The sequence below is a fragment of the Paenibacillus phytohabitans genome, assembly GCF_013141775.1.
GTDB lineage: Bacteria > Bacillota > Bacilli > Paenibacillales > Paenibacillaceae > Paenibacillus_AQ > Paenibacillus_AQ phytohabitans.
In genome coordinates this window covers 360097-372941 of record NZ_WHOB01000020.1, presented here as the reverse complement: position 1 = coordinate 372941, position 12845 = coordinate 360097, and the positions used below count along the sequence as shown (strand labels likewise).

The window sequence follows — 12845 nt, the reverse complement described above, 5'->3', positions numbered from 1 at the left end:
TGTTCACCTGTCGGGTAACTCCTCAGTCGTCTTCTATGACTGTCAGCAAGTCAGCAGCAGCGGTGCGCGGTTTCGGAGCAGGCTTGTCTTGGGAGTCGAAATATCCCATATGCAAGGTCCCGACGATTTTCTCGGCCGGAGTGACGCCTGCTGCAGCCCGGAATGAGTGATCTTCATTAAAGGCTGTTGTCTTCCATACCACGCCGATTCCCTGTTCCCAGGCCAGCAGCTGAATGTTCTGAATCAGGGCGGCAGTTGCTGCCAAGGCCTCCTCCCAGGCCTTCTGGGGAAGAGCGCTATTCATAATCACGAGGAGGTGGGCTGGAATCCGCCTGCAATACGTATCATAGATCTGTGCACCATATTGTTGAATGAAGGCTTCCGGACGTGATTGCAGAACAGCGCCGGCAAATTTCTTCCGGCCGGCCCCGGCGAAGAGGATGAAACGCCAAGGCTCTTTTTTGGAGTGAAAAGGTGCCCAAACCGCGTTGTCCAGCAAGCCGAGAAGTGTGTTCCGGGCAATGGGTACGCCATTGAATTCCTGTATGGTTCTTCGGCCGCGTATCGTCTGTATGAGCTGGCTGTCAGGAGAGGTCATGGCTTCTCCCTCATGATTCCGGTAAGTAGGCACCCGAGATCTCATCGATGACCTTGCTAAGTCCAATGGGGCCATAGCCTGCAAACCACAGATTTGCATCTCCGATATACACATGTTTGTTCCTGACAGCTGTAAGGTTAGTCCAGATTGAAGTGCTCATAATGTTATCCAGAGCCGTCTGATTACTGTCACCGGGACGGAGAATGATGAACATACGGTCAGGATTCAGCTCGGGGAGTACTTCTTCAGAGATGGCTACATTCCATGAGTCCTTGAAATCTATGTCATCTGTGGAGGCCGGGGTTAGTCCGAGAGGGCCGAACAGCGTGAAGTTATCCCCTGGTTGGATCAGCTGGAGCTGCTTGTCCTGTATCCGCATATAAGCGACTGTTTCATTAGGGGCAGCAGCTGCCAATTCATCTCTAACCTTGGCTATCTTCGCTTCATAATCGGCATGGATCTGGTCAGCCTCGGCTTCTTTGCCGAAGATCTCTGCCGTTTGCCGGAATCTGGTCCAATCTTCTTCGTTCTCATTGTCGAAAAGTATCGTTGGTGCTATCCTGGACAGCTGCTCATAGTTTGCCTCATTCAGTGTCTTGGAAGCAAGAATGAGATCCGGCTCCGCTTCGAGCAGTGCTTCCAGGTTAGGGGCTTCTCCCGAGCCGATAGCGATAGTATCCTTCATCTGGTCTGCCAGATATTCGGGGAATCCCAGGTCATTGTATGTAACCATGGCATGCGGTTCAATACCGAGCGCCAGCAGATGGTCTGCAAAAACATAAAGCATGCCCGCAACCTTTTTCGGATGTGCCGGAATTTCTATATCTCCTTTAATGGTTGAGATCATCCGGGTTTCTGTATTCTCTGCCGAGTTGGCAGCTGCTGGTGAAGGAGTCACGGCAACCGCTGAACTTCCGTTATTTCCGCTGTTGCTGCATCCAACGATTAATCCCAGCATGAGTACTCCAAGCAGGCCGATGACCCCCAGGTTAAATTTGTGATTGAACTTTTGAGTACTAGGAAACACAAGCCACACACCTTTCATAATTGAGTTTGATAATCATTATCACCACCTAATTATAAGGAGTGGCGTACCTGGGTTCCATGGACAAACATGCTCATCGCCTGGACATATCGCTCATGAGCAATTCACTTGAACGACGCAGAAATAATTCATGGGCCAGCGAAGTATAGCAGGAATAGAGGCTTGAATCACCGAGCTCGTAGACATTTCCTTGCTGCACGGCGCGTAATTCCTTCCAAGCTTCCTGTGAAGCAAGCGAGTGATGGATCATGTTACGCTGTGCGGTGTTACCCGATGTAAATAAAATCAGATGGTCAATACTATATTCCGACAGCTGATCTGCAGTAAGAAGAGCAGAATGCGCAACATTCAACAATTGCCGGGGTCTGGCCAGCTGCAGATCGTTATACAGGACGGTACCCAAGTTACGGTTGCCGAACAAGCGGAAGCGGCCTTGCTCATATTGTGCTACAGCAACGTTCTCGTCCGCCAGCTTTTCTCTAACATTGACCCGCAGTCTCTCGGCGAGCTCTTCGTATGCCGCCAGCCACTGCTGCGCGATATCCAGGCGGTTCACCGCTCTCGCAATTATCCGGAAATGTTCACGCCACTCCCCTTCGAATGGAACAGTGCACGTTGGCGCAATGTGGGGGAACAAGAAAGCTTTGTCCGGTTCCGCATAATCCGAAGGCTCGAAGCTGATTATCAGCTCCGGACGGGCATCTGCCAGTCTGTCTAGGTCGGGCTGGTCATGTCCCAGGCTGATTATGTTATGCAAGCCGTGGCCGGACCCCCGTGAATTATTCACCAGCGCTGCATAAGGTGTTAAACCGAGCGCCAGCAAATGAGAAGTGTAGGGATGGGCCATAGAAGCAATTTGTGTGGATGTGCGCTGTTTTTTGATATACACAGATGGTGAAATGCCAGTAACTGATTTGAACTTACGGCTGAAATAGAATTCATCCTGATAGCCCACACGGTTCGCAGTATCACGGAGGGTGAGTTCAGAGCGGAGCAGCAAATCACCCGCATGGCGTATGCGGATAGAATTCAGATACTCCATCGGACTCCGCCCCACATATTTCTTAAACAGCCGGGAATAATGGGCAACGCTCATTCCTGTCAAACCGGCAAGCTTCTCTCTGGTCAAGGGCTGCGCAAAATTACTGTCGATATAGGCTTTGGATTGATTAATCGCTCCGCTTGCAGCATTCTTATCCTTAGTTCCTGATTGGGCTGGTCTCCATAACTGAAGCAGCAGTTCCTGAAAACGGATAGCCGATTCCATATGGTCCCACTGGCTGCCCTGCCAGCAAGAGCAGATTAGGCCAGCCTTTTCTGACGCTTCAGACCAATGTGCGGGCGGGAAAATAGCGGCCTCCAGCTCTCCGCGCTGAAGTGTACCCTGTCCGTCCACAGCATATGCATCAAAGGTGAAAGAGTAATATTCCAGAGAAGGGTTCTCCTTCACGGATATACGCCATGGTGTATCAGGGAGCAGCAGCACTACATCGCATGAATCAAATTCAGAGCGATAACCATCAGCTTCAACTTCCCCGTTGCCTTGAAATGCTATAAGGAGGGTATGCTGATCTGACTTATGGATTTCAGATTCAGATGGAGCCGCGTTTACGCGCCGGGCGTCAATTAATTTGTATAACCCGTCAGTTGGATTCATATCGTCAGCTTAAATGCTCCTTTCACTTGAATTCTGCTACTATTATACTCTGCTGGTGACAGCAGGCCCATTACTTATCGCAAGCGAAAATATACTCAGGGTGTCCAGGGGAAAATAGAATCTACGGGTCATCACTTTAAAAATGGATAGAAAAGGATTTTATTAGATCTTTCTTTACACTGAATGAAACTTTTCGGAGTGGCTTGCGTCTAATACTATGTTTTGTAAAATGAACGTGGCAAAAAATTCTGCCGTCCTCTAGAGGGCGGCCCCCGTTTTTACGGGGAACATAAGGTGAAGATAAAGAAAGATATCGCCTTATACACTACAATTGGGAGCAGAAGGAGTCGTACAATGAATTTGAAAAAAATGATTTTAGTGGCAGTATTGGCCGTGTCACAAACCGCAGCGGCGGTTCCGGCCTTTGCAGTCCCTGTCAGCACACAGAGTACCACAGGCAACGTTGCCGCAGCGGTGAATACTACGCAGATGGTTGCAGCACAGGAGGAGCCTTCCGCTACAGATCCATTACCTCCATTGGTTACTGAGGCGCCAGCAGGTACGGTTACACCAACACCAACACCGGTCCCGGCAGCAACAGAGGTCCCAGCAGTGCCGGCAGCAACTGCAACTCCAATTCCGGCAGTGACTCAGGCTCCTATTGATGGTGCTGTTTCAACAGACGGGGCTGTTCCAACGGCTACCCCGCTTCCCGTCAGCACCCCGGAAGGGCAGACGCTTACAACATCAGGTCTGACTACCTCCGCCACTGGCGGCGGCCAGCTCATCCTGATGATGAACAGTAACAAAATGTACAGAAACGGTACACCGTATACTGCCAACCAGCCGATGGCTGTCAAGAACGGGGTCTCGTATGTATCGATCCGTGCAATGGTGGAAATGGTCGGAGTAAGCTATACCTACGACTACAAAACCAAGGAAGTTATCGTTACTAAAGGCACCAGTATTATGCGCTTCAAGACCGACAGTAAGATCTATACGGTAAATGGCGCCAAGAATACTATGAAAGGCCCGGCCTACCAGTTCAAAGGCACCTTCATGGTTCCTTTAACCTCCATTACCTATGCGCTGAATATTCCTTATACGGTGGACAATGTGCAGAAGCGTGTCATTCTTACGCTGAACACGAAGCCGACAGCATCCTTTACAGTCCAACCAACTGAGATTTATGCAGGTCAAACGACTGTGAATTATGTTACTTCGTATTCTTCACCGAATGGTACGCCGATGGCTGAAGAACAATGGGGCGGCAACAAACTGGATATGTACGATCAGCCGGGATTCTATACCGTAACTTATTCTGTGCGTGATGCGAATAATTTGTGGAGTGATCCTTACTCTGTAACGATCCAGGTGCTGCAGCCAAATCAGCCGCCTGTGGCCCAGTTCACGACTGATAAAGATGAATACAAAATGGGTGAGCCGGTAATTCTGACAGATACCAGCTATGACCCTGAGTATGAAGAATTAACGACCACCTGGAGCAACCGTGGCCTGGCCTATTTCAACCCCGGTCCTACGTCCATCCAGCTGACAGTAACTGATAAGCATGGTCTTAGCAGCACTTTTGAGAAGACCATTAACATTACAAGCGAACAACTGTATACCCAGGATGAAGTAGCGAAGCTGTTCACTATTCCAGGGGATGTTCTGACGTTTGACGGCGGATTGATCCCGGGACTTCCTAACCTGCCGTACAATCTTTCATCTGACAGTTATACGCTGATCCGCAGTAACAGCCCTGAAACGGTTAATACCGAGGGTGTGCTGTACCGCGAGACTTCCGTAGGGAAGACACGTTTCCTGGTACACCATATGAACAATATGACTACACGACAGAAGCTGTATGTGATCGCCACGAACAACGGCATATATCCGGCGACGATTACGACCGAATACTCAGGTATTGCCGGTCCGGTAACTTCTCCGGAATATACAGGCAGAATTTCGATTCAGAAATACTACAATTCCATGATTACAGGTTCAAGCGCATCCCAAATCGTCCTGCAGCCGGGACAAAGTGTGCCGATCCTGACAGATCTGAACAAGATTGCCATGAAACCGAAAGAGGTGCTCTCACTCAGCGCCGATCTGATTAGTGATTATCCTATTCTATATAATGTGGTAATGGTTGAGCAGACTAAAGATCCGGTAGCTTTGCTGCCGACACTGCCAATTCTTGACCGCGACGGTGTGCATAACCGGGGAACGTATCCGGATTCAACACGCATCATCAATGTGACTGATGTTGTAGGCACAACGCAATCCAAGCTGATCCTGGGGGATAATAAAAATGACCTCAATCTGATTGGTATTGATCCGATGACTGGAACAGAGGCTTCTAATTCCGGCAACTTCGGTGTACTGTACAAAATCGTTCTGGACCGTGTGGCAGCGAACACACTGATCACCTTCAACCCACGTGGAGGTAATTATCTGGGTTCGTTACTGGTGAACGGAACGATTGTGAATCTGCCGAACAAGGGAAGCTTGTCCAGCTCGGACATGAATGCAGTAGTCTTCCGTACCGGCGAATATGAAGGTCCGGTCGATATTACCTTCTCCGTAGCTTCCGGCAGCAATCTTCCTGTAAACTTTGTGTTTACTCCGCTTCCGGCCAAAAAATAAATATAACTTCAATGCAAATGCAAACGGCAGCGTTCCTGAGGGGACGGCTGCCGTTTTTTTTAGTGTGAAATCATGGAATATAAGTTTCTGCTTTGCGGCGTTATTTTGCGCTATGCACCTGCAGGAATGTGGAGAAGGCTGCAGGACAGGCACACTTCATTGACGGGGCAGTACTTTTGGGGCATTATAAAGAGAGTGCAATACAAACGACCTATGTTATGGGAGATGAGCGAATGCTGTCGACAGAACAAATACTGGAAGCCATGTCGGGGCAGGGACTGCGAATCACCGATCAGCGCAAAACGCTTGCCAGGTTATTCGGCGAGAATACGGGATATTTGTCTGCGAAGGATGTATATGAGCATATGGGCCGCAAATACAGCGGACTCAGCTTCGATACGGTCTACCGCAACCTGCGTGTCATGGAGGAGCTTGGTGTGCTGGAGCAGATTGTCTTTGAAGACGGCGTCAAATTCAAAGCAAGCTGCAGTCAGGACCACCATCATCATCATATGATTTGTCTTCAGTGTATGAAGACTTACCCGATTCATTTCTGTCCGATGAATTTAACAGATACACCGGATCAATTCCGGGTGGTCAAGCATAAATTTGAGGTGTTCGGTTACTGCAAGGACTGTGAACAGGGCCGCGAAGAAGAGTCCGCCGTAGCTGCTCACGGCAAAGAAGGCCGCTGAATATGGCTACCTTAAGAAGAACGGTCCAGGTTCCAATCCGGGTCTACCGCAGGTTCATATCGCCGCTTAAGCCGGCAACCTGCCGGTTCTATCCGACTTGTTCAGCCTATGCGCTTGAAGCTATTGAGGTCCATGGACCGCTGAAGGGTTCATGGCTGGCTGCAAGGCGGATCGCCCGCTGCCATCCTTTTCATCCGGGAGGGCTGGACCCGGTGCCGCCGCGCAAAGAGCAATCACCAGGAGATAAGCCTGTTCATACGACTTGACATGAGCCGCTGTGATGGGTATATTTTGAATAATAAGCAATATTCCGAGGAACGGATGAGTAAATGTGGACAACCATTACAGAGAGCCGGGGCTGCTGGAAGCCGGTATGGGATGCCAGATTGAATATGGTCCGGGAGGAACTGTGTTCGAGCGGGAGCCTTGTTGTTGCGGCTTGCGTAAGATAACGGCGTGTTCCAGCGTTAATGGACAGTTCCGCAAGGGACTGGCGAAGCCTGTGCTCTGTGAGGAGCCGGGGAACTTTGGGTGGTATCGCGTGAGTTTACTCTCGCCCCATATAGGGGCGGGAGTTTTTTGTTATTTAAGAATTTATAAGTTTTGGGGCCCCCCAAAGTACCTGAGTAAGCGTCGAAATTAAAGCATCACTTTGTGGGGCTATTTTGTGTCAAAATGAGAAGGTATAACGAAGGGATGACAATGTAATGAGTGAGAACAAAACCTTTTATTTAACTACACCGATCTATTATCCGAGCGATAAGCTGCATATCGGACATGCGTATTCAACAGTGGCCGGTGATGCGATGGCCCGCTACAAGCGTCTGCGCGGCTATGAGGTCCGTTATCTGACTGGAACGGATGAGCATGGGCAGAAGATCGAAGAGAAGGCCGGCAAGGCCGGTAAGACCCCTCAGGAGTTCGTTGACGGAATTGTCGTAGGCATTAAGGATCTGTGGCGCAAGCTGGATATCTCCAATGATGATTTCATCCGTACCACCGAGGAGCGTCACAAGAAAGTGGTGGCGGATATTTTTGACCGCCTGCTGAAGCAGGGCGACATCTACAAAGGGGAATACGAAGGCTGGTACTGTATTTCGGATGAGACCTTCTACACCGAGACACAGCTGGTGGATATTGTACGGGATGCTGACGGCAATATTACCGGCGGCAAAAGTCCGGACAGCGGACATCCGGTTGAACTGGTCAAGGAAGAAAGCTACTTCTTCCGCATGAGCAAGTATGCCGACCGCCTGCTGCAGTTCTACGAAGAGAATCCGGAATTCATCCTGCCGGAATCGCGCAAGAATGAGATGATTAACAACTTTATCAAGCCGGGCCTTGAGGATCTGGCCGTATCCCGTACGACCTTTGACTGGGGCGTTAAGGTAAAGGGTGATGAGAAGCATGTAGTGTACGTATGGATTGATGCACTTACCAACTACATTACGGCTCTCGGCTATGGCTCGGAAGATCGCAGCCTGTATGATAAGTTCTGGCCTGCGGATGTGCACATTGTCGGTAAGGAGATTGTCCGTTTCCACACGATCTACTGGCCGATCATTCTGATGGCGCTCGGTGAACCGCTGCCGAAGAAGGTGTTCGCGCACGGCTGGCTGCTGATGAAGGACGGCAAAATGTCCAAATCCAAAGGCAATGTCGTTGATCCGGTTACTTTAATCGACCGCTATGGTCTGGATGCTCTGCGTTATTATCTGCTGCGCGAAGTTCCGTTCGGTTCGGATGGAACCTTCACTCCGGAGAGCTTCGTGGACCGCATCAACTATGATCTGGCCAATGACCTTGGCAATCTGCTGAACCGGACCGGGGCGATGGTAGAGAAATATTTCGCCGGTGAGCTTCCTGCTTATGCTGGCCAGGTGACGGCATTTGACGGGGAACTGGAAGCGGTAGTGCAGAGCACCTATGTCAAAGTAGAAGAAGCGATGGAGAAAATGGAATTCTCCGTAGCCCTGACCGCGATTGGCGCCCTGATCAGCCGGACGAACAAATATATCGACGAAACCCAGCCATGGGTGCTGGCTAAGGATGAGAGCAGAACCGGCGAGCTGGCTTCGGTGATGAGACATCTGGTAGAGGGACTGCGCACGGCGTCCATCCTGCTGCAGCCGTTCCTGACCGGGGCTCCGGCGAAGATCTGGGAGCAGCTGGGCATTCAGCCGGGCGAGCTGACCACTTGGGAGAGCGGCAAATCATTCGGCCTGATTCCAGCGGGAACCAAGCTGGCCAAGGGCGACCCGATCTTCCCGCGCCTGGACGTGGCGCAGGAGGTGGCGTACATCGCCGAAGCGATGGGAGCCGGCAAGCCTGCAGAAGCAGCTACGGAAGCTGCGCCTGCAGGGGCTGCTGTGACGCCGGATGCGGCAGCTGCCGATCCGGAGGAAGAGGAGCATAAGGAAGAAATCGGCATCGACGATTTCGCCAAAGCAGAGCTGCGCGTAGCCCAGGTCATCGCCTGCGAGCCGGTGAAGAAGGCGGACAAGCTGCTGAAGCTGCAGCTCGATCTTGGATACGAGCAGCGCCAGGTCGTATCGGGCATTGCCAAGTTCTACACACCGGAAGAGCTGGTGGGACGCAAGGTGATCTGCATCGTGAACCTGAAGCCGGTGAAGCTGCGCGGTGAGCTGTCGCAGGGTATGATCCTGGCAGCCTCCAAGGGCGACCAGCTGACGATCGCCACCGTGCCGGACAGCATGCCGAATGGAGCTATTGTGAAATAAGACAAGCTGCATAGTTGAATGATATGAACGATCCCCGTGTGCCTTAATGCAGCGGGGATTATTTTAGTGTAAATAGAGAATATACGTTATTAGGTGCTGGTCTTAAGGATAAGCGGATTCAGGCTAATTATCGGGAGTCTGGCTGGAAGATCAGAGTTGACTTATCGTAACGATTACTATTATAATTCTCATAGTAAATTTTACGATTTAAGGGGTCGATAGAGAAATGTTATATAGAAGCTTGCATAAGGGGCTTTTGCTCGTTGTTACCATATTGCTGCTAATGATGCTTGCCGCATGCGGTCCTAAGAGCAGCGGAAGTATCGTCGAGGGAAAAGTGAATGTCATCACTACTTTTTATCCTATATATGAATTTGCCAGTGAAATCGGCGGGGAAGATATCAACGCGATCAATCTGCTTCCGGTGGGGGTAGAGCCGCATGACTGGACGCCGCGCAGCCAGGATATTATTAATACCTCGAAGGCACAGCTGTTCCTGTATAACGGAGCAGGACTGGAGGGCTGGGTGCCCAATTTCCTCAAAAGCCTCGACAGTGACAGTGAAGCCAAGGCTGTAGAAGTCAGCCAAGGGATTGATTTGATTATGACCGACGAGGAAGACGGTCATGATCATGGTCATGAGGAGGAAGAAGCAGAACATAGTGATAGCCTGCACACGGACCCGCATACCTGGGTAAGTCCGAAGTCGGCGCTCGTGATGGCGAAGAACATCAAGGAAAGCCTGCAGTCCGTTGATCCTGAGCATTCCGCAGGTTATGAAGAACGGTACCAGAAGCTGGCTGAACGGTTGAGTGCGCTCGACAGCAAGTTTACCGAGGAACTGGGCAAGCTGCCGAATAAAGAGATCGTAGTCTCTCATCAGGCCTTCTCATATCTGGCGCGTGATTACGGTCTGTCACAGCACGCTATTATGGGGCTGTCACCGGATGCCGAACCAAGGGGACAGGATCTGCTTGATCTGGCGGCATTGGTCAAAGAAGAGGGCATCCGGTACATTTTCTTCGAAGAACTGGTATCCGACAAGCTGGCTAAGACACTGGCTGGTGAAACCGGCGTGTCCACGATGGTGCTGAATCCGGTAGAGGGTCTGACTGAAGCCCAGGAGAAGAATGGCGACAACTATTTCACACTAATGGAGAAAAATTTGCAAAATCTCATTCTGGCTTTACAATAATAAGGAAAGTATAAGTTGAAAGGTGGTACTTCACATGCAACCGGTATCCCTGGACTGCCATCAGCATATGATCGAAATACAGGATTTGTCCTTCTCCTATGGCGAACAGAAGGTAATCTCCAATCTGGATTATACAGTGAAAGAACGCGATTTCCTGGGCATCATTGGTTCCAACGGCGCCGGCAAGACTACGCTGCTCAAGATGATTGTCGGTCTGCTGCCTGCTACCAGCGGGGAGATCAAATTATTCGGCCAGCCGGTCCGGAAGTTCAAGGACTGGGAACGGATTGGTTATGTTCCGCAGAAGAATGCCTTCAATCCGCTGTTTCCGGCTACCGTGCGCGAAGTGGTATTGTCAGGCCTGTACAATAACAAGAATCTGATCCGCCGCGTATCCAAAGCCCAGCACCGCCAGTGTGAGGATGCGCTTGAAGTGATGCGGATTCAGGATATCGCGGAGAAAAGAGTCGGCCAGCTGTCCGGCGGCCAGCAGCAACGGGTCTTTCTGGCCCGCGCCCTGATCAATCATCCGGATCTGCTGATCCTCGATGAGCCTACCGTCGGTATTGATGCCGAGACGCAGGCCGGATTCTTCGACCTGATCATGCATATGCATGCCCATCACCACATGACTTTTCTGATGGTGTCGCATGACATCGATATGATTAAGAACTATCTCGGCAACGAGCCGGTGCAGAAGAACGGCAAGATCAATTTCTATTGCCGCCATTCTCATGATGTTCAGGACTGCGTTGTCGATAACCTGCAGCATACACTCTCTTGAAAAAAGGGAGCGCAGAGGTGTTTCAGACATTCTGCAAAATCAGCTTCTCAAGCATCCTAAAGATAGCTGTATTTCGTACAGTTATTTTTAGATTGTAGGCGCGGATTTAAGCTATAACTGTAGTTTGTACACTTATATTTGCGGAAAACTGGCGATAATCCGCTTACCCCTCTTTATAATTGTATGAAATACACTTATTTTCCTGATCTGGTTCTAAATAAGACAAATAGTTGTACAAAAAGTACATTTAAACGGCTTGATTCCAACGGACAAGGCTCTTCTGCCCTGCTCTTAGTTGTCCCCTGGGTCGTCCATTGTACAACATCGGACGGCCTGGTCTTTGAACTTGTTTGTAAGTTTCTTTGAAGTTAAATGTGCAGATAAATCCGTCAATAGTATAGCGTATCCCGCAGGGAGGAAAAGCGGTCCTAGCTCAACGTCCCTAAGCAGCGAAAGTCTGCCGTCCCACGCTAATTGCACTTAAACGGGTGTCCAGAGGGCAGAGCCCTTGGGGCCCTCCCTTGGAAGGGAGGGTTTGGGTGGGATCGAAAGGTTTTTGATCTAAAGGTTGGGATCGAAAGGTTTAAATCTAAAGGTTTTTGATCTAAAAGTTTTTGATCGAAAAGGTTATGATCTAAATTCTCGATAAGGTTTGATCATAAAAGGAGAAAAATATCTTGGAAATTCTATTTAGTGACTTTTTCCAGCGGGCGCTGGCCGGCGGCTTGATGATTGGGATTACCGCGCCGCTGATAGGCGTGTTCCTGGTGCTGCGGCGCCTGTCAATGATCGGAGACACGCTGGCCCATGTGACCATCGCCGGGGTGGCGCTTGGCTTCCTGACGGGATTCTACCCGCTTGGAGCGGGGCTGATCTTTGCCGTAGTGGCCTCGTTTGCGATTGAGAAGCTGCGCAAGGCGTACAAAAGCTACGCCGAACTCTCCATTGCCATCATCATGTCGGGCGGGGTGGCGCTGGCTTCGCTTTTTTTCACCCTGGGCAAAGGCTATAATGCGGATGTAATGAGTTACCTGTTCGGCAGCATTTATACGCTGAATAACACCGATCTGATTGTAGTAGGTATCGTTACCATTGCGGTTGTGGTTGTAGTTTCGCTGTTCTTCAAAGAGTTCTTCCTGCTCAGCTTTGAGGAGGATGCAGCCAGTGTCAGCGGACTGCCGGTGAAGCTGCTTAATATGCTGATAACCGTGTTGACCGCGCTGGTAATCAGTACGGCGATCAAAATTGTCGGCTCGCTATTGGTATCTGCACTCCTGACCATTCCTGTGGCGATCAGTTTGCTGCTGTCCCGAAGCTTCAAGTCTTCAGTCATCCTGTCCGTGACTATCGCTGAGATCGCCGTAGTCGGCGGACTTGTCATTGCCGGTGTGTGGAATCTGGCTCCCGGAGCCACCATTGTTCTGCTCCTGATTGCACTGCTGACACTAACACTGATCGGCAAAAAAGGCCTGCCAGCCTAA

The 12845-nt window shown here is 50.4% G+C and carries 10 protein-coding genes; 7 read left to right on the top strand and 3 right to left on the bottom strand.

Annotated elements, in window-relative coordinates; genetic code table 11:
* Positions 1 to 22: 22 nt before the first annotated feature.
* From GC101_RS08070 to GC101_RS08060, 3 genes are all read right to left on the bottom strand, one after another.
* Positions 23 to 598, bottom strand: a complete 576-nt coding sequence (locus GC101_RS08070; RefSeq protein WP_171716787.1) for a nitroreductase family protein — start codon at positions 596 to 598, stop codon at positions 23 to 25.
* 10 nt (positions 599 to 608) lie between these two features.
* Positions 609 to 1625, bottom strand: a complete 1017-nt coding sequence (locus GC101_RS08065) for an ABC transporter substrate-binding protein (RefSeq protein ID WP_171716786.1) — start codon at positions 1623 to 1625, stop codon at positions 609 to 611.
* 91 nt (positions 1626 to 1716) lie between these two features.
* Entirely contained in the window at positions 1717 to 3093 is a 1377-nt protein-coding gene (locus GC101_RS08060) for a helix-turn-helix domain-containing protein (protein WP_171716785.1), read from the bottom strand.
* 561 nt (positions 3094 to 3654) lie between these two features.
* On the opposite strand from GC101_RS08060, the gene GC101_RS08055 reads away from it, so the two are divergent.
* The 7 genes from GC101_RS08055 to GC101_RS08025 all read left to right on the top strand — a co-directional run bounded on the left by GC101_RS08055 (position 3655) and on the right by GC101_RS08025 (position 12845).
* Positions 3655 to 5949, top strand: a complete 2295-nt coding sequence (locus tag GC101_RS08055; protein ID WP_171716784.1) for a copper amine oxidase N-terminal domain-containing protein — start codon at positions 3655 to 3657, stop codon at positions 5947 to 5949.
* Between the two features lie 233 nt (positions 5950 to 6182).
* A complete protein-coding gene (locus GC101_RS08050) occupies positions 6183 to 6644 on the top strand; it encodes a Fur family transcriptional regulator (protein ID WP_039295454.1) in 462 nt (153 codons plus the stop codon).
* A 2-nt stretch (positions 6645 to 6646) separates the two neighbouring features.
* Positions 6647 to 6910, top strand: coding sequence for a membrane protein insertion efficiency factor YidD (gene yidD / locus GC101_RS08045; RefSeq protein ID WP_171716783.1), 264 nt, complete (start codon positions 6647 to 6649; stop codon positions 6908 to 6910).
* 441 nt (positions 6911 to 7351) lie between these two features.
* On the top strand, positions 7352 to 9385 hold the full coding sequence (gene metG / locus GC101_RS08040) for a methionine--tRNA ligase (protein WP_171716782.1): 2034 nt from the start codon (positions 7352 to 7354) through the stop codon (positions 9383 to 9385).
* A 226-nt stretch (positions 9386 to 9611) separates the two neighbouring features.
* Positions 9612 to 10580 carry a metal ABC transporter solute-binding protein, Zn/Mn family gene (locus GC101_RS08035; protein ID WP_171716781.1) on the top strand — a complete coding sequence of 323 codons (969 nt, stop codon included), beginning with the start codon at positions 9612 to 9614 and terminating at the stop codon, positions 10578 to 10580.
* A 34-nt stretch (positions 10581 to 10614) separates the two neighbouring features.
* Entirely contained in the window at positions 10615 to 11364 is a 750-nt protein-coding gene (locus GC101_RS08030; protein ID WP_042138751.1) for a metal ABC transporter ATP-binding protein, read from the top strand.
* 677 nt (positions 11365 to 12041) lie between these two features.
* Positions 12042 to 12845 (top strand): metal ABC transporter permease, encoded by an 804-nt coding sequence (locus GC101_RS08025; RefSeq protein WP_171716780.1) that lies wholly within the window; start codon positions 12042 to 12044, stop codon positions 12843 to 12845.